Consider the following 17,366-nt stretch of genomic DNA (forward strand, 5'->3'; position numbering starts at 1 on the left):
CCTCCTAAGATAGTTTCCGTTCAACGACGTACAAGTCTTGAACGTTCTTCAAGCTATCAATAATCCGTTGTAAGTGCTCCAAGTTACGAACCCCCAACGAAACACTGATAATCACCATCTTGTTATGGTCAACTTTCCCATTAACGTTAGTCAAAAACTTCGTATTGTTATTGATGACCTTCAAGACGTCATTTAACATCCCGTTCCGGTTATAACCCTGAATTTCTAGGTCAGAATTATAATTAGTACGGTCGCCCTCAACGTCTTCCCATTGCACATCAATGAGCCGTTCGCCTTGCGCTTCAGCACTTCGAACGTTCGGACATTCGACCCGGTGGACGGAGACGCCCCGGCCCTTAGTGATGTAACCAACGATCTCATCACCCGGGATTGGTGAACAACAATGACTCAAGCGAACCAACAAATTATCGACACCTTGAATAATGACCCCACCAGATGATGAAACTTTTTGGCGTTTCTTGTCTTTTTTATCATGATCTTCTGATTTTTCTTTGGTTTTCTTCTTCGGCGACTGTTCAGTTGGTTCAGCTAAAATCGCTTCTTCACGTTCACGTTGCCGATCGGCTTCACGTTGCTTCCGAACGTCACTCGTTAAGCGATTAGCAATCCCAACCGGCTGTATGTCACCAAAACCCAACGCAGCGAATAAGTCATCCTCGCCGGCATAGTGCATCTTCTTAGCGACGGCATCGAGTTTGTCTTTAGTCATGATTGTCTTAGGATTAAATTCGAATTCACGTAACTGCTTTTCTAGCAATTCGTGTCCAGTGACAATGTTTTCTTCCCGATCAGCGTTCCGGAAAAACTGTTTGATCTTATTGCGTGCACGGCGGGTGTAAACGAGTTTCTGCCAGTCACGACTTGGCCCCGTCGAACTCGTTGACGTCAAAATGTCGACAATGTCGCCGTTTTTAATCTGGTAATCCAGCGGCACGATTTTTCCGTTGACCTTAGCGCCCGTCGTATGGTTACCGACTTCGGTATGAATAGAGTAAGCCATGTCAAGCGGGCCGGCGCCCTTTGGCAATTCGGTCACGTCACCCTTAGGGGTAAACGCGTAGACCCGGTCACTAAAGAGGTCACCCTTAACACCTTCCATGAAGTCCGCGGCGTCTTTACTTTCATCCTGTAACTCAATAATCTCTTTGACTAAGTTCAGCTTATTGCCAGATTGAGTGGCTTGAACTTCATCACGCTTACCTTCTTTGTAAGCCCAATGCGCAGCAACCCCATATTCAGCGACTCGGTGCATTTCAAACGTCCGAATCTGGATTTCCAGGGGTTTCCCCTCGGGGCCCACAACGGTCGTGTGTAGGGACTGGTACATGTTGGCCTTAGGCATCGCAATGTAGTCTTTAAACCGACCAGGCATTGGTTTCCACTGGGTATGGATAGCACCCAAAACGGCATAACAATCCTTAATGGAGTCAACCACGACCCGAATCGCTAATAAGTCATACATTTGACTAAACTGCTTATGCTTATCACGCATCTTCTTATAAATCGAATAGATATGCTTTGGACGGCCATAGATTTCCGCATCCGGTAATTCTAAATCCGTCAAAGCTTCTTTAATATCTTGAATCGCGATTTCAATGTACTTTTCACGATCTTCACGCCGCGAGTTCATCAAGTGGACGATTCGGTAATACTGTTGTGGATTTAAATACCGCAACGAAATATCTTCCAGTTCCCACTTGATCGTACTAATCCCTAAACGATCAGCAATTGGGGCGTAAATTTCCAACGTTTCATTTGCAATTCGACGCTGCTTATCCGGGCGCAAATGCTGCAATGTCCGCATATTATGCAACCGGTCCGCCAATTTAACGATCATGACCCGAATATCTTTGGACATCGCTAGCAACAGTTTACGGTGGTTCTCAGCTAACTGTTCCTTATTGGACTTGTACCGAATCTTACCCAGTTTCGTCACACCATCCACGATGACCGCGACGTCTTTACCGAATAATTCTTCGACATCTCCGAGCGTCACACCGGTATCTTCAACGACATCGTGTAAAAAGCCAGACGCAACGGTCTCCGGATCCATTTTTAACTCGGCTAGGATTCCTGCGACCTGAATCGGATGCATAATATAAGGTTCACTGGACTGACGGTACTGGTCACGGTGAACATAGGTTGCAAAATCGCACGCCCGCTTTACGAGCGCCACGTGATCTTCATTCATATAATCTTGAACCATATTAAGGACGTCTTGAGCCGTCCAAGTAGGTTGTTTTGGCATTCATATCACCACGACTTCCACAGAATTATAATTGCATAAAAGGCACGTCAGTTATTCACCCAACGTGCCTTAGTGACCGGTTTTACACTAATCTTCGCGAGGTGCGGTCAACCCGTATGCTAAGTAAGAGATGCCTAGATCGACTAATGCCAAGTAATAGACATAGGTTGGAAAAAATAGGTACAACCCGACAAAACAGAAGACTGGAAATAGCCATACTAGCCATCCCGTCCGTACGGATTTACGAATCAACCAACCAACGACTGCCGCTAAGACGAAGTCCATCACGAATAACAGCCACACGATCTGATGAAAGCGACTGACACCCACAAGCTTCAATCCCCACGGTAATACCACCCCAACGACAAACGCAATGAGCCAATACTGACCACTGTATTTAAGAAACTTCTCCGTCAAACTTACTCCCTCACTTACGCTTAATTGCTAAATGACTATGATTATTTATTGTACACCACCAGCCGTTAAATTACACTAGTTCGCACCAAAAAGAAACGCTACTTAACAAGTAGAGTGGCGCGGTTTCAGCCCGCATGATCCGTGGTCCCAAACCGACTGCCGTTACGCCAGCAGCCTGTATTTGACTGACTTCATCCGGCGTCAAGCCGCCTTCCGGACCAAAGATTGCCAGCAAGCGTTGTGGTGGCGTCATTTGTTTTAACGTTTGAACTAACTGACTGCTTTCACCCTGCTTGGCTGATTCTTCCCAAGCAACGACGCCAGCATCGTACGGCACGTTCGTGAGCAACTGCGCAAGGCTAGCTTCGTAACTAACCGTTGGAATCATCGTGCGGTGCGACTGTTCCGCCGCACCCTGGGCAATTTTAGCTAGCCGAGCTAATTTGCGTTCACGTTTGCTAGCTGCCCACTTCGCAACCGCCCACTGGCTATCAAAGAAGACAAAGGCACTCGCGCCTAGCTCGGTCCCACGCTGGACGATCTGCTCCGGCTTATCACCCTTGGATAACCCGCACGCAATCGTGACTGGCAAGGGCAATTCAACTTGGGGCTGCTGATTACTGACGACCTGCGCCGTCGCTTCACGGCCATCCGTCACAACTAGCTTAGCCACTAGCACGGCATGGTCGACCGTCACGAATTCGGCGGCATCTCCGGGTTGCGCGCGCATCACTTTGACCCAGTGCTTGACGCTATCCGTCGGCACAGCAAACGTCTGCCCAACGGTCGTCGTCACGGGTTCATTTAAAAAGTATCGTTGCATTGTACGCCCTCACTAATCTTCATCAGTTGGCAAGTACGCTACGATACTGTGCCAATCGCCCATTTGAGTATGCTGGGTAATTTTAAACCCAGCCGCTAAAATGGCGTCCATGACCGTCTGGAACTTGTCATCAATGATCCCCGACGTAATGAAGTAACCACCACGTTTTAAGTTAGCTTTGGCTTGTGGCACAAGTGGAATGATAATTTCTGCCAAGATGTTGGCCACAATAATGTCAGCTTGGGTATGAATTCCTTTTAACAAGTCGTTTGCTGCAACTTTAATGTCCTTAGCAACCGGGTTCAAATCTAAGTTGGCCTGTGCGGAACGAACGGCCACGTCATCCAAATCGTAAGCTTCCACGTCGCCAACGCCCATTGCTTTGGCCGCGATGCTTAAAACGCCCGAACCGGTCCCCACATCAATCATGTGTTCACCGCCGTTGATGACCGTTTCCAATCCTTGAAGTGATAACTTAGTGGTCGGGTGTGTCCCCGTCCCAAAGGCCATCCCGGGATCTAGTTTGATGACTTCTTCGCCAGGTTGGGTTGCCGTGTAGCTTTCCCAGCTAGGAACGATGGTTAAATACCGTGTGACCCGTACTGGATGGTAATACTTTTTCCAAGCCGTTGCCCAGTTTTCATCTGAAATGGCGGCCATACTGACCGTACCAGGTTCGGGATCCAAGCCGTAATCAGCTAACTTGGCAACCCGTTGCTTAATGGTTGGTAAGATTTCCGGGACAAAGACCGTTTCTGGAAAATACGCTGAGATTTCGGCACCGCTCGTAATGTGTGGAATCGTATCCAAATCAATGATTTCACCGTAACGGTCAGGCTTCAAGTTTTGATAATCTAAGGCATCGTCGATCTTGACACCACTAGCACCAGCCTCCATTAAGATGTTAGAAACAGCTTCCACAGCCGCGTTCGAGGTACTAACTGTAACTTCAGTCCACTTCATTTAAATTCCTCCATTAATACTGATTAACGATTCACAAGGCTTCCGTTCGCGCACCCGCAACTAACCAACGGGATGCGCCGCATGCTTAGCCATTATATAATAAGCGTCATGAGCATTTCAATTCAAACCAGACGCGGGCCGAACCAAACAAAAAGCTGACCCAATCTTCAGATCAGGTCAGCTCCCTAGACGCTTATTAGAAAACCTATTCGAGCGTCCGTTTTGTTAAATGTTTATTTAAATACTTGACCATATCCGCTTCGTGCTTAAAAATTCGTGGGTGTTTCTGCTTATGCAATCGCACCGCAATCTCATTGATTTTGACGCGACCTGTCCAAGTATGACTATACTTCACGACCACGCGATTATTTCGATGGTCTTTACCGAATTTCAACACGTAAACGCTGTCTGGCACCATCAGCGGTCGGATATATGTTTTATCGTATTCATAATGCTGCGATCGCAGAAACTGTTTCGTGCGTTTTAACATGTCGGTGATCTCTCCTTCACAACGTGAAATTGATTGAATAATAAATTAATTCTTTTCGAACGTTTTATTGATATCTGAATGATATTATAACAGATTTTAAACGACTATTGTACCAATTTGCCACCGGTTTCGCAACAAACCATTATTAATTCTTGAATATTTACTAAAAAGACACCACCCTTAGCGACGGCTACTAGATGTATGGTAAAATAACGACAACGTATTAGGTTAATACTCAGGGGGAAGCAACATGATTTTAATTGAAAAGATCTACCGGCACGGCCACGACGAACTAACCAGTGTCGACCAAATTGAGAAGTTTCAGACTAACGACGGCTACGTTACACCTAACCGCGTTTTAGCGCGTGAAATCGGCGCTGATCGTGAAAACTGTTTTTACAAAAACGAAGAAGGCAAGCGTAAAAAAGTGCTTGCAAATAAGGATGACGCCGGCGTCTGGCACTTACAGACGATTGGGACTAGCGACCCTACTGCCGACGGTTTACTCAAGCTTCCGCACATGGACCACGTGTGGGGCTAATACCATTCAATTGCTTTACGGCCGGATCAGATCTGATTCGGCTGTTTTTTCATTTTCAGAAGCGTTTCGCAAATTTGTTTAACAGGCCATCGCGTCTCTTCAACTGGTTTTGTGTCATAATGAGCTGCGGGGGGCTTTAAATTGCTAAACTATATTACACAAGCACTAGATCAAAAATTAGGCGTCACACTCCACCTATCAACGGGCCAATCATTGGATATTCGCACCGTTAAATCCACGAGTGCCACTACGATTGAATGTGAATCATCTAGTAGTTCTTCCTTATACTTGGTCCGACTAGATGCCATTATTTTTGTTGAAACTAATCGAATTATCTAAAAATTAAGTGTTTGACTCACTTAATTATTGCAAAATGATGATGGGCCTGGGGGACGTTGCCTCAGCTCATCATTTTTTGTCCCTATTTTATCCACTTTACCTTTACAATCTTACGATTCGAAAGTATTTATCATTGTTTAATGCTATTCATACGTAATTTCATATATAATGAAAAAGGCGTCCTGACGCATTTTATTCAAATACATTAACTTAACAAACGATTTTTTATTATTGAACACAGAGAGGAAATTAGCTATGAAGTACCTAACGTTTGCCATTCCGAGCTACAATTCTGAGGACTATCTTCAACGCTGCGTTGACTCATTACTCAAGGGTGGCGACGGGGTCGAAATCTTAATTGTTGATGATGGGTCAACGGATCACTCCCCCGCCATCGCCGACGATTATGCGGCCAAATACCCCAACATTGTCAAAGCGATTCATCAAAAAAACGCCGGCCACGGTGGCGCCGTTAACAACGGGTTAGCCCACGCAACCGGGAAATACTTTAAGGTAGTCGATTCTGACGATTGGTTGGACGAAAAAGCTCTGAAGTCAGTTCTCGCTCACATTAAAGACTGGGATAAGCATGGTCAAAACGTCGACATGTTGGTCTGCAATTACGTTTACGAAAATCATTATCAACATAAGAGCTTCGTCGTTAATTACCGCCACGTCTTTCCCAACGACCAAATTTGCGGATGGGACGACACGAAGCGCTTTGGCGTCACCCAATACTTAATCATGCACTCACTGATCTTTAAAACCGCAATTTTACGACGGAGTGGGGTTAAACTACCTGAACATACCTTCTACGTTGACAACCTGTTTGCTGATCAGCCGTTACCGCTGGTCCACAAGATTTGCTACTTAGATTTAGACCTCTACCGCTACTTTATCGGTCGTGCCGATCAATCAATTAACGAAGACGTTATGATTAGCCGCATCGACCAACAAATTCGCGTGACTAAGTTAGTTGCGGATTGTACGCAACATAACGACAATCCGTCATCAAAGTTACGGACGTACCTCGACCGGAGTGTTTCGGTCATGTTGGCCGTCTCATCCGTTCACCTGCTTCTGATGGGAACGGACGAAGCCCTCGCCAAACGGCACGCCATGTGGCAATACGTTAAAACAGTCGACAAACATCTTTACTGGCGTTTACGCCTGCACTCAGTCAGTGCTTGGACCTATTTACCAACCAGACTGGGGCGTTTTCTGACTGTCACGGGCTACCGGGCCTCACGCTTACTGGTCAAATTCCAATAAGCTGAGCGGCTAATCGGACTTAACTCGGAGGTGTCAAATACATTGGAAGTGAATTCTCAGCGGCCAATCACGGGGTTAACTACGGCCGAGGTCCAGGCACGGATCGATCGTGGTCAGGTCAACCGGTACAATAGCCCCGAGACCCCGACGACCGCTGCAATTATTAAACGGAGCCTATTTAGCTGGATCAACTTCTTTTACTTGATCGTCGCAATTGGCTTAATCGGTGTTCACGCCTACACTAACCTACTGTACTTAGTGATCATTAGTATTAACTTGGTCATTAATATTCACCAAGAACTCCACGCTAAAAAGTTGATTGACGATTTATCGATTCTTTCAAATAAGACCACCGTCGTTTTACGCGACGCTAAGTTCAGTGACATTCAATTCACGGACGTGGTTTTAGATGACGTCATTCAACTCACTGCTGGTAATCAAATTATTGCGGACGCAACGGTCCTATCCGGTGCCGTCGAAGTCAACGAATCCCTGCTGACAGGTGAAGCTGATCCCATCGTTAAACATCCTGGGGACGACCTATTATCCGGAAGCTTCGTCGTTAGCGGCAAAGCCCTCACCCAGGCCACTAAAGTTGGTAAGGATAGCTTTGCAGCCGGAATTTCAATTGCCGCTCAAAAAAGTGACGGGGTCGCTTCAGAAATTATGCGGACCATGCGTAAAATCATCCGGCTTACGAGCTACTTGGTCTTTCCAATTGGCATCCTGCTGATTCTCGAAGCTTTGTTTCTGCGTGACCAGACTACTACTTACACGGTGGTCAGTACCGCAACCGCCTTATTAGGGATTTTGCCGATGGGGATGGAACTGCTGATCAGCGTCTCGTTTATTTCTGGTCAGGTCCTATTATCCCAACGCAAAGTCTTAGTTCAAAACTTGTATTCACTGGAAAATCTTGCCCGTACCGACATTGTTTGTTTGGACAAGACTGGAACGATCACTGAAGGCAAAATCTCCGTTCAATCAATGAACACCGTTGACTCACAGCCGCTACCCTTTGATTTAAAAACGGGTATCCGGGCCTTTTTAAACGCGACGGAGGATAACAATGCGACCTTTACGGCCCTACAAAACTATTTTGGCCACGCTGCGGATGCACAGCTGACGGTGACGGCAACCACCCCGTTCTCGTCCGAACGGAAATGGAGCTCAGTTACTTTTGATGGGCAAGGCACGTTGATCTTCGGCGCCCCGGAAGTCTTAGTGGCACACCACTTGGATCAGCTCCCCACCGTTGTGGCTGACGCTGAACAAGCGGGTAAACGAGTCCTCTGCATGGCGTACAGCACGACCACACCGGCTAATAACCAGTTACCGGCTAACCAAATTGTGGCGGCCGTCATCCTCGAAGACGTGATTCGTCAAGACGTGGCGAACACTTTTGCCTACTTTGACAGTGAAAACATTGCAGTTAAAATCATTTCAGGTGACAATCCGATTGCGGTGTCCCAAATTGCCAAGCAAGCTGGCATTCAGCAATACCAAGACTACGTCGACATGTCACAAATCACGACCCAGTCAGAACTTGAAGCTGTCGCTACTCGGTACGCGATTTTTGGTCGGGCAACCCCGGCTCAGAAAAAGCAGCTAATTCAAGCCATGCAGTCACAAGGCCATAAGGTGACAATGGTCGGTGACGGGGTCAACGACGTTTTAGCCTTGAAGGAAGCCGCCGGTAGTATCGCAATGAACAGTGGTAGTTCCGCGGCCAAACACGTCGCCCAAGTCGTCTTACTCGACTCGAACTTCAAAGTGTTACCACACATCATTAAAGAAGGTCGCCGCGTGATCAATAACTTGACCCGGGTCGGCAGTATCTTCTTTGTGAAATGTTTATACTCAATTGCGCTGTCAATTTTCTGTTTGCTGATTAACATGCCGTTTCCATTTTTACCGATTCAAATTTCAATGATTGATGCCCTAGTCGAAGGCTACCCGACGTTCTTCCTTCAATTTGAGGTCAACAATCAGAAACTCGGTAACCGTTCAATCATGTGGGCCTTAAAACGGGCCATTAACTTCGCCATTATGATTACCGTTGGCATCATCGTGACCTATGGCATCGCTCAGTGGCAAGGAATTGGCACCGGTCAAACGACTAGCCTGATGTTCTTCTACACGGGTTGGGTCACGCTGTACGCGTTAGCCAAGGCCTGCTACCCATTCAACGCCTTTCGCACCGTACTGTTGGGGTCATCCGTAATTGCCTTTTTCGGTGGCTCCCTGCTCCTGCAAAACATCATCAGTCTCCAATTGACGTCGCTTCCAAACTTCTTTTGGACCATGGGCGTCACCTTCCTTGCTAGTCAGCTCTTCTACTGGCTGCTCCGCGGGTTAAAGCCGTGGTTACCATGGATGAAATAAATCACCTTAAAAACCCATTCAGGCGCCCTGCTTGAATGGGTTTTTGATATAATTATAGAGTTACATTTATAATTTGTTTTATTGGAGGAGCCTCATGAAAAAACGTTTTTTAGCAATTTTTCTGTTAGTTGCAACGTTAGGGTTAACGTTGTCCGTGGGAACGACAACGGCTAATGCTAAGCGTCACCACTACACGACCGTGCCGACTTCATTGCGGGGACATTGGTATCACTATAATAGTCGTCGGCATAAGTACGACCAAGTTAAGGCAACCAAGTATCACTTCTATACTAAGAGTGCGACTAGTTCCCACTGGTACAAGGTATCGGGAAAGAAGTTCCCACGGTACGCTTACGGCCATTCTGAACTGGGCGTCAAAAAGTATCACGGCAATTACATCGTGGGCAAGTACGCCACGGATGGCGGTCCTCTTTGGAAAAAGGTGACGCGTCACCACCACGCTTCTTTACGGGCAAGCCGGCCCGCAACCATGGAAGACGAAGGTGCCCCAACGAAGTACTACTTCAAGACTAAGGCACTGGCTAAGCGGTTCTAAAACCACTCTGGTGAAGATCATTATTTAGAGCAAAAGAAGTCTACCCGACTGAAATTTACAGGTGGACTTCTTTTACTTTTTTAGACTTAATTATATTTATCGGCCCCAAATACACATCTAAATATTATAATAGTTATATAAATAAATTCATTGACTTTTTCCACGTACTTATCACGTCAAACGAAAGGAAAATTAGGATGACTCATATTATTTCAATTAGTGCATTATGTGTTGCTATCATTGGCCTAATATTTTCCATTTACAGCTTTTTACAAGAAATCAGATTAATCAAATAGGAGATCTTAATATGGCTGAATACACTGAAGCAAAGAAACGTGCCAATAAAAAATGGGACGCGAAAAACAAGGAACGCACACAATATATTAATCGGCGTTCCGTAGCCCGTAACTTCATTAAAAAAATGGCCACAGCAGATGACCTGGCCGAACTAACTAACCTAATTGCTGAAAGATCAAAATCACTGGCTTTAGACGATGAAGACACTTCAAAATAATAAAAGCCAGAAAATGTGTTAGCTAAAATGTCCTTTCCAGTATCAACGACAGTGCTAACTTTTTCATGCCAAGCTTCCATCACTACCACCTCCGTTCTTTATGCGATAATCAATTTAAGGAGATGATAATTTTGAACCAATTAACCGCTAATGATATTGACAAGGCATTTAGCTCTGCCTTGGAAAGAACAGCTAAAGATTCAAATCTTCAAAGTAAATTCGCTGAACATATTGCAAAAGCAACTTCCCATAGTTCCTCACTTAATGACAATCAGATTCAGGAAATCACGGAGATTGCGCTCGTTGTTTCTGCAACCCAAACCCGACTTGTTAAAGAAGCGCTTAAAGAAATTCTTTTAAATCATTGAGATAAACTTCTGAAATTTCAGAAGTAGCTGCATTTAAAATTTTCTTACTTTCACGCCCAAGGCTACCTTAAATAGCTTTGAGCGTTTTTTAAACAAAAACTATGTCCATTTTGCCAACATTACAGTTTCAATGTTGGCAAATCGCCCAAATAAAAAAGCTCCGCATCAGCGGAACCTTTCTATGACGGGTTTTCTTCCTCGTCAGTTTTCAAAACTGCCATGAACGCTTCCTGCGGGATTTCTACCCGGCCGACAGCCTTCATTCGTTTCTTACCCGCTTTTTGCTTTTCAAGTAACTTCATCCGACGAGTTCGGTCACCACCGTATAAGTGGGCCGTAACGTCTTTCCGGTAAGCCTTGATGTTCGTCCGGGCAATGACCTTAGAACCAATCGTCGCCTGAACTGGAATTTCAAAGTTTTGCCGTGGAATAATCGTCTTCAACTTCGAAGCGATTTCCCGACCACGCGCCGGCGCAAAGTCCCGGTGCGCAATGAAACTCAACGCATCAACTTGATCACCGTTCAACAAGATATCAATTTTGACCAAATCACTCGCACGGTATTCGTCAATGTCGTAATCAAGGGAAGCATATCCCCGCGTATTGGACTTCAACTTATCGAAGAAATCAAAGATAATTTCGGATAACGGAATGTAGTACACCACGTTAACCCGGTTATTATCCAAGTATTCCATCGTATCGAACTCACCCCGCTTACGTTGGGCTAATTCCATGACGGCCCCAACGTATTCATTTGGCACCATGATCTGTGCCTTGACGTAAGGTTCCCGAATCTCTTTAATTGACGACGCTTCCGGCATTTCAGCTGGGTTTTCGACGTCCTTTTCAGTCCCATCAGTCATCAAAACGTGGTACGTTACTGATGGTGCGGTCGTAATCAAGTCTAAGTTGAATTCACGTTCCAGCCGTTCTTGAACGACGTCCATGTGCAATAACCCTAAGAAACCACACCGGAACCCAAACCCTAACGCCTGTGACGATTCGGCTTCAAATTCCAACGCCGCATCGTTTAACTTCAACTTTTCTAGTGCTTCACGTAAATCGGTAAACTTCGCATTATCGGTTGGATAAATCCCAGCGTAAACCATTGGGTGCATTTCGCGGTAACCTTCCAATGCCTTTTCAGCTGGGCGTGCGGCGTTGGTCACCGTATCACCCACCCGGGTATCCTGAATGTCCTTGATGCTAGCTGTGATGTAACCAACATCACCGGCCATTAAGAAATCCCGTGGTAATGGTTTAGGCGAGTTAACCCCGACTTCGGTTACTTCGTACTCACTACCACTATTCATCAACCGAATGCGGTCACCGGGACGAACAATCCCTTCGTGCACCCGGATACTCAAGACAACCCCACGGTAATCATCGTACACTGAATCAAAGACTAACGCCTTTAATGGTGCCTCAATATCACCCTGTGGTGCTGGAACCTTTTTCACGATTTGTTCGAGGAGATCTTCAATCCCGATTCCGGCCTTAGCAGAGGTCAGTACAGCGTCCTCTGCGTCGATGCCAATATCGTCTTCAATCTCTTTACGGACCTTTTCAGGTTCCGCAGATGGCAAGTCGATCTTATTGATTACCGGAACGATTTCCAAGTCATCATCAATCGCCAAGTAGACGTTTGCTAATGTCTGGGCTTCAACCCCTTGGGCCGCATCCACAACCAATACGGCGCCTTCACAAGCTGCTAAGCTCCGCGAAACTTCGTACGTGAAATCAACGTGTCCCGGGGTATCGATCAAGTGAAAAATATACGTTTCACCATCTTTAGCGTGGTAGTGTAGTTCCACCGCGTTTAACTTGATGGTAATCCCACGTTCTCGTTCTAGATCCATTGAATCCAGTACCTGATCCTGCATTTCTCGTTTCGAAATGGTATCCGTTAATTCAAGAATCCGATCCGCCAATGTTGATTTACCATGGTCAATATGGGCGACGATTGAAAAATTCCGGATGTGCTTTTGTCGATCCTGCATTGTCGCTTTATCCATTGATTTTCCTACTTTCTTCCTAATTCCTAATCCTTACAATTATACCAACTAAAGCAAGTAATCTCAATTTATCCGCAAAACTCAAAATCGCACTAACCAATTGGCTAGTGCGATTTGTCATCACTATTTTGTTTCAAACGTGCCCAACTCATCCGGATCCAACTGTTGCCACTTGTTCGAATAGAAGTCGTCGTTGATTTTATATTTTGGCTTTTGGGTGTTGTTCTTGCTTAAGAACGGATTGACCTTTTGATCAACCGCTAACCAACCCCGCCAACCTAAGTGAATTGTATCGGTCATGAAGTAATCCTCGTTACCGTCTTGGGTCAAATCAACAATGTTATTGAACCCTTGGCTGGTTAACTGGTAACGAATCTTCTGATCGAATTTTGCAATCATGTCCATCGACAAACCAGTGTAATCCGACCACCGTTGGTTAATTGGTGGAATAATGAATAACACGTTGGTGTGTGTCTGGGCAAATTGATTCAAGACTAACTGGAAGTCAGCAAATTCTGGCGACTTGGTATAGTTCAAGTGCGTTTGGGACCCCTTCAAGCGTTTATAGTTACGCTTCAGCTTGGTCTTCCAGAACCGGTTGCTGATTTCTAAGCTATTAGAAGTTGTTTGAGCCTTCCCAATTTTACCAGCTAACGTATCTAATTTATTGAAATCGTAAGTTGCTGGTAACTGTTTGGCCTGCTGATTGACGGTATTCAAGTTCTTACCGGCAATCCCAAAGCGGGAGAAGAATTCATCTTCACTACCCAGCACCCGCGCCTTGTAGTTCACGTAAGCCATCTGCGCACTGGTTGGTTTAAACCCAGCGGCGACCCGCGCTAACGCACCTGCTAACACCTTATCGGAAGAACCGGATGGCATCTGTAACAAGCGTTTTGCCGCGTAGCGATCCATCTCAGTATTCTTTTCCGTCTGGAGCCAGTCAATGGTTTGTAGTGGTGAGTAGTAGTAAGCAAAAGCATCTTTCGCAGTACCTTGTGGAACGAACCACTGTGGCGAAATTACGAAGACGGCCTTCTTATTTGTAATCTGCTTCTTAACCGATTGCATCACGAAGTACTGGGTCAAAGATTGAGTTCCCCGTGCACCCAACAAGAACGGGCGGTAATCACGGTGATACTTCTCTGCCAATACGGATGGATGCATCGGGTCAAACCGAGACCATTCAGATGAACCGAAGAACGGCACATAGCCATCCCCCAACGCTTGGCGCTTAATTTGTCGGCCCTTTAAAACGTTGGCTGACAAAGACACCGCTGCGCTACGTTCAGTATCTTTAGAAACGTGGTTTAATCCAAATGAGAATGGTGAAAGCAGAACGGCCAATAATAAGATTGCCGCCAAAATAATTGGCCCAAAAATCTTAAAAAGGCGTTTGGAAACACTCATTGCATACTCTCGACCTTAGCAACAATTTTAGCCGGTGTGTCCCATTCTGACCGTTCGAATTCTGAGACCGGCACTTCAATTCCTAATTGGTTTTGTAATTCCAATAAGAGTTGAACTGAACCCATTGAATCAAGGATACCTTCGTCAAACAAGTTCGTGTCCATGTTACCAGACACGTCTTCACCAGTTAAATCTTGTAAAATTGATAAGACCGTTGCTTTTGTATCATCCATAATAAATTACTCCCTTAAATTAAATTTATGGCCGAGCTGTGAAGAATAACGTGTTCAGGAATCCTGAGAAAATCAGGAAACTGAAACAAACCACGTTAAACGTCAGGAAAATCGCAAAGTATTCCGTAAACTTGTTGGACGGAATCTGCGCCTGATGCTTCTTCTTGTAACGTAGCCAAGCATCGTTGACGACCATTGCCAGACCATGGAACAGCCCATAAACGATGTAGTACCACGTTTCCCCATGCCAGAACCCCATAATCAGCATGTTGATGACATAACAAACGTTGGCTGTCGTAATCCGACTCTTGAAGACCTTATGCTTCATGAAGAAGAAAACTAACCGCATGTAGATAAAGTCACGGAACCAAAATGACAGCGTCATGTGCCAACGATTCCAGAAGTCTTTGATGTTCTTGGACTTGAAAGGTTGGTTAAAGTTCATTGGTGTTTCCACACCCATCAAGTAACTGATCCCGACGGCAAACAAACTGTAACCAGCGAAGTCAAAGAACAAGTCCATACTGTAGACGTACATGACACCGACAAGCGCCCACGAAATACCGTGTGCTTGTAACGCGGCGTGTTCAACAACGGGTAACATCCGGGTCCCAAAAATGTAAGCCAGGATAAACTTGTAAAGGAAGCCTAAGAAAATGTAACGGACCCCTTTTTCAACTAATCCTAAGTACTTACTCCGGGTCGGTACACTATCATAATCCTTAACAAACCGCCGATAACGGTCGATTGGACCAGATGAGATGGTTGGGAAGAACAGTAAGAACTGCCCAAACAAGACCGGATGGAACTCTTTAATCACGCCATCACGCGTTTCCATGATGGTTTGAACCACTTTAAAGGTTAAATAAGAAATTCCCAAGAAACCAATGATCGAACTAGCACCGTGACTGACCGCCGGCGTAATTTTAACAGCCGCTAACGGTGCAATCGCCAAAATAACACTAACCACAAAGATCCAACCTTTATTGGGTGAATCCGGTCGCTGACGATACTTGGAATACAGCCACACCAGTGCAATCTGGTAAATCAGGTAACAAATTAACGCAATCCCGGTATGCCATTTGACACCACCGAACGTTAATAGTAAGAAAATGAATGAAATGATCGATTCGTAAACGTGCGAACGCCGCCCGTAAAGCAGACCAATCATTAACGGTAGCAACGCAATAAAGAGCAATACAAAGTACGTTGGGTTACCGTATGGGTCAAAAGACATCATTCTGGATTAACCTCTTTAATGATCGACTTGACATCAATTTTACCGTTAGGCGTTAATGGCAAGCTCTCTTTATAAACGAACCGTTGGGGAATCATGTATTCCATCATCATTCCTTGAAGGTCCTTTTTAATCGCCGTTGTCAACGCGAAGTCCGTTTCAAAATCATTTGACTTCGGCACAACGTAGGCAATCATCTGTGTGACTTTATGCTCTTTATTATATTTTGGTACCGCAACGGCTTGTTTAATGTGTTGCTGTTGCCCTAAGAAGTGGTCAACTTCTTCCAATTCGATTCGGTAACCGTGCATCTTGATTTGGAAATCGACCCGGCCCCGGTAACGGAACAACCCGTCTGCGTCCATCGTCCCGATATCACCGGAATGGTAAGCGCGTTGACCATCTAAACTGAAGAACGCTTTTTCAGTCTTTTCAGGATTATGCAAGTAACCCTTGGAAACGCTAGGACCAGAAATGATTAATTCACCCTCCGTACCGTTAGGAACTTCGTGACCGTCTTCATCAACAATCATCATTTTGGTATCAGCTTTAGCGTAACCAATTGGTAACCGGTCAAACTTAGCTAACGCATCGTCCGTGACTTCAATTTGGGTCACCGCAACACACGTTTCAGTTGGGCCATAGGTGTTGAAAATCCGCGCAGCTGGGAAACGTTTCTTTAACGTTGCCGCGGTCTTGTGCGTCAATTCTTCACCACAGAACAAGAAGTGCGTCAAGCTTGGTAAGTGTTCAGCATCAAACTTGGGTTCTAACAAACAGATATCCATGAATGATGGTGTTGAGACCCAAACATTGATTGGCAGCGTTGGTAAAGCCGCAAATAATTGCTTAAAGTCATCGGTAACGGCCTTTGGTAACGCGTAGAGCGTCCCGCCCATTGCAAGGGTTGGGTAAAGGTCCATCACGGATAAATCAAAAGAATACGGTGGTTGTGACAGTGAGTTTGGTTGCTTTGGTAGACCAAAATCATCACTGAGCATCCAGTTAACGTAACTTAATAAGTTATCGTGACTAATTTCAACCCCTTTAGGCTTACCAGTGGTCCCGGAAGTAAAGATAATGTAGTAATCATCGTCTCCCTCGGCCGCATGATCAGCCTGATAATCAACGGTCGTCTTGAAAATGGCGTCCAATTGATCTGGCGTAATCACTGGCGTCGTGCCGACACCAGTTGGTAAATCAACAACGGCAATGGCCGCTGCTGGCTTAGCAATTTCATTGATCATCGTCAACCGTTCGTTAGGCGAATGGGTGTCAATCGGGATATAGGCCCGACCAGACTTAACCACACCTAAGAAGGTGGCAATCATTTCAAAGGTTTGCCCACCAAAGACAATAATTGGTGCTTTGGCTGGTAAATCTAAGGTGTCTAAATGCGCTGCTAGTGCGTCTGAATAAGCTTTTAATTCAGCATACGTGTGCTGTACGCCTTGGACGTCATACACCACTTTAGTGGGTTGCGTCCGTGCGTAATCATCGATTGTTTTGATGACATCTTTAATCATTAGTAATT

At 45.5% G+C, this 17,366-nt stretch carries 17 protein-coding genes; 7 read left to right on the forward strand and 10 right to left on the reverse strand.

Annotated elements, in window-relative coordinates:
• Positions 1–4 precede the first annotated feature (4 nt).
• From IV64_RS10835 to IV64_RS10855, 5 genes are all read right to left on the reverse strand, one after another.
• Positions 5–2,269, reverse strand: a complete 2,265-nt coding sequence (locus tag IV64_RS10835; protein WP_057707258.1) for a RelA/SpoT family protein — start codon at positions 2,267–2,269, stop codon at positions 5–7.
• Between the two features lie 87 nt (positions 2,270–2,356).
• Entirely contained in the window at positions 2,357–2,686 is a 330-nt protein-coding gene (locus IV64_RS10840) for a hypothetical protein (RefSeq protein ID WP_057707259.1), read from the reverse strand.
• 70 nt (positions 2,687–2,756) lie between these two features.
• Complete coding sequence (locus tag IV64_RS10845) at positions 2,757–3,509, reverse strand: 16S rRNA (uracil(1498)-N(3))-methyltransferase (protein ID WP_057707260.1); 753 nt, start codon at positions 3,507–3,509, stop codon at positions 2,757–2,759.
• A gap of 12 nt (positions 3,510–3,521) precedes the next feature.
• The gene (gene prmA / locus IV64_RS10850; RefSeq protein WP_057707261.1) at positions 3,522–4,472 is read right to left on the reverse strand and encodes a 50S ribosomal protein L11 methyltransferase; all 951 of its coding nucleotides are present in this window, start codon (positions 4,470–4,472) and stop codon (positions 3,522–3,524) included.
• A gap of 205 nt (positions 4,473–4,677) precedes the next feature.
• Positions 4,678–4,962, reverse strand: coding sequence for a hypothetical protein (locus IV64_RS10855; RefSeq protein WP_057707262.1), 285 nt, complete (start codon positions 4,960–4,962; stop codon positions 4,678–4,680).
• A 250-nt stretch (positions 4,963–5,212) separates the two neighbouring features.
• Between IV64_RS10855 and IV64_RS10860 the strand changes: the two genes are divergently transcribed.
• From IV64_RS10860 to IV64_RS10890, 7 genes are all read left to right on the forward strand, one after another.
• A complete protein-coding gene (locus IV64_RS10860) occupies positions 5,213–5,503 on the forward strand; it encodes a hypothetical protein (RefSeq protein ID WP_057707263.1) in 291 nt (96 codons plus the stop codon).
• A 141-nt stretch (positions 5,504–5,644) separates the two neighbouring features.
• The gene (locus IV64_RS10865) at positions 5,645–5,842 is read left to right on the forward strand and encodes a hypothetical protein (RefSeq protein ID WP_057707264.1); all 198 of its coding nucleotides are present in this window, start codon (positions 5,645–5,647) and stop codon (positions 5,840–5,842) included.
• Positions 5,843–6,097: 255 nt separating this feature from the next.
• Positions 6,098–7,114: a glycosyltransferase family 2 protein gene (locus IV64_RS10870; protein WP_057707265.1), complete on the forward strand. Its 1,017-nt coding sequence runs from the start codon at positions 6,098–6,100 to the stop codon at positions 7,112–7,114.
• 48 nt (positions 7,115–7,162) lie between these two features.
• Positions 7,163–9,499 carry an HAD-IC family P-type ATPase gene (locus IV64_RS10875; protein WP_237757337.1) on the forward strand — a complete coding sequence of 779 codons (2,337 nt, stop codon included), beginning with the start codon at positions 7,163–7,165 and terminating at the stop codon, positions 9,497–9,499.
• Positions 9,500–9,593: 94 nt separating this feature from the next.
• Positions 9,594–10,055, forward strand: a complete 462-nt coding sequence (locus IV64_RS10880) for a hypothetical protein (RefSeq protein ID WP_057707267.1) — start codon at positions 9,594–9,596, stop codon at positions 10,053–10,055.
• 307 nt (positions 10,056–10,362) lie between these two features.
• Positions 10,363–10,569, forward strand: a complete 207-nt coding sequence (locus tag IV64_RS10885) for a hypothetical protein (RefSeq protein ID WP_057707268.1) — start codon at positions 10,363–10,365, stop codon at positions 10,567–10,569.
• 131 nt (positions 10,570–10,700) lie between these two features.
• Entirely contained in the window at positions 10,701–10,937 is a 237-nt protein-coding gene (locus tag IV64_RS10890; RefSeq protein ID WP_057707269.1) for a hypothetical protein, read from the forward strand.
• 179 nt (positions 10,938–11,116) lie between these two features.
• Here IV64_RS10890 and lepA read toward each other — a convergent pair whose 3' ends face one another.
• From lepA to dltA, 5 genes are all read right to left on the reverse strand, one after another.
• Positions 11,117–12,952, reverse strand: a complete 1,836-nt coding sequence (gene lepA, locus IV64_RS10895) for a translation elongation factor 4 (protein ID WP_057707270.1) — start codon at positions 12,950–12,952, stop codon at positions 11,117–11,119.
• Between the two features lie 123 nt (positions 12,953–13,075).
• Positions 13,076–14,362, reverse strand: a complete 1,287-nt coding sequence (gene dltD / locus IV64_RS10900) for a D-alanyl-lipoteichoic acid biosynthesis protein DltD (RefSeq protein ID WP_057707271.1) — start codon at positions 14,360–14,362, stop codon at positions 13,076–13,078.
• The gene (gene dltC, locus IV64_RS10905; RefSeq protein ID WP_057707272.1) at positions 14,359–14,595 is read right to left on the reverse strand and encodes a D-alanine--poly(phosphoribitol) ligase subunit DltC; all 237 of its coding nucleotides are present in this window, start codon (positions 14,593–14,595) and stop codon (positions 14,359–14,361) included. The genes dltD and dltC overlap by 4 nt, the downstream gene beginning before the upstream one ends.
• Before the next feature lie 25 nt (positions 14,596–14,620).
• A complete protein-coding gene (dltB, locus tag IV64_RS10910; protein WP_057707273.1) occupies positions 14,621–15,835 on the reverse strand; it encodes a D-alanyl-lipoteichoic acid biosynthesis protein DltB in 1,215 nt (404 codons plus the stop codon).
• Positions 15,832–17,358, reverse strand: a complete 1,527-nt coding sequence (gene dltA, locus IV64_RS10915; RefSeq protein WP_057707274.1) for a D-alanine--poly(phosphoribitol) ligase subunit DltA — start codon at positions 17,356–17,358, stop codon at positions 15,832–15,834. The genes dltB and dltA overlap by 4 nt, the downstream gene beginning before the upstream one ends.
• Between the last annotated feature and the right edge of the window lie 8 nt (positions 17,359–17,366).

It is taken from the genome of Lactiplantibacillus xiangfangensis, from assembly GCF_001438845.1.
Lineage (GTDB): Bacteria > Bacillota > Bacilli > Lactobacillales > Lactobacillaceae > Lactiplantibacillus > Lactiplantibacillus xiangfangensis.

Bases quoted from the DNA above. Each gene is read 5' to 3' on its own strand.
- IV64_RS10835 (WP_057707258.1), bottom strand. From the start codon at position 2,269: ATGCCAAAACAACCTACTTGGACGGCTCAAGACGTCCTTAATATGGTT.
- IV64_RS10845 (WP_057707260.1), bottom strand. From the start codon at position 3,509: ATGCAACGATACTTTTTAAATGAACCCGTGACGACGACCGTTGGGCAG.
- prmA (WP_057707261.1), bottom strand. From the start codon at position 4,472: ATGAAGTGGACTGAAGTTACAGTTAGTACCTCGAACGCGGCTGTGGAA.
- IV64_RS10855 (WP_057707262.1), bottom strand. From the start codon at position 4,962: ATGTTAAAACGCACGAAACAGTTTCTGCGATCGCAGCATTATGAATAC.
- IV64_RS10860 (WP_057707263.1), top strand. From the start codon at position 5,213: ATGATTTTAATTGAAAAGATCTACCGGCACGGCCACGACGAACTAACC.
- IV64_RS10870 (WP_057707265.1), top strand. From the start codon at position 6,098: ATGAAGTACCTAACGTTTGCCATTCCGAGCTACAATTCTGAGGACTAT.
- IV64_RS10880 (WP_057707267.1), top strand. From the start codon at position 9,594: ATGAAAAAACGTTTTTTAGCAATTTTTCTGTTAGTTGCAACGTTAGGG.
- IV64_RS10885 (WP_057707268.1), top strand. From the start codon at position 10,363: ATGGCTGAATACACTGAAGCAAAGAAACGTGCCAATAAAAAATGGGAC.
- lepA (WP_057707270.1), bottom strand. From the start codon at position 12,952: ATGGATAAAGCGACAATGCAGGATCGACAAAAGCACATCCGGAATTTT.
- dltD (WP_057707271.1), bottom strand. From the start codon at position 14,362: ATGAGTGTTTCCAAACGCCTTTTTAAGATTTTTGGGCCAATTATTTTG.
- dltC (WP_057707272.1), bottom strand. From the start codon at position 14,595: ATGGATGATACAAAAGCAACGGTCTTATCAATTTTACAAGATTTAACT.
- dltB (WP_057707273.1), bottom strand. From the start codon at position 15,835: ATGATGTCTTTTGACCCATACGGTAACCCAACGTACTTTGTATTGCTC.
- dltA (WP_057707274.1), bottom strand. From the start codon at position 17,358: ATGATTAAAGATGTCATCAAAACAATCGATGATTACGCACGGACGCAA.